The sequence below is a fragment of the Leclercia sp. UBA7405 genome, assembly GCF_037152215.1.
In the GTDB taxonomy this organism is placed as follows: Bacteria; Pseudomonadota; Gammaproteobacteria; order Enterobacterales; family Enterobacteriaceae; genus Enterobacter; species Enterobacter pneumoniae.
Window position 1 is genome coordinate 1 of sequence record NZ_JBBCMR010000027.1, and the last position, 230, is coordinate 230.

1 rRNA gene is annotated in these 230 nt (G+C 52.6%); it reads right to left on the bottom strand.

Annotation, left to right across the window (positions count from 1 at the left end):
* Positions 1 to 230, bottom strand: a 23S ribosomal RNA gene (locus WFN75_RS22560); the annotation flags it as partial.

Sequence of the window (230 nt, forward strand, 5' to 3'; positions counted from 1 at the left end):
GCTTTTCACCCGCTTTATCGTTACTTATGTCAGCATTCGCACTTCTGATACCTCCAGCATGCCTCACAGCACACCTTCGACGGCTTACAGAACGCTCCCCTACCCAACAACGCATAAGCGTCGCTGCCGCAGCTTCGGTGCATGGTTTAGCCCCGTTACATCTTCCGCGCAGGCCGACTCGACCAGTGAGCTATTACGCTTTCTTTAAATGATGGCTGCTTCTAAGCCAA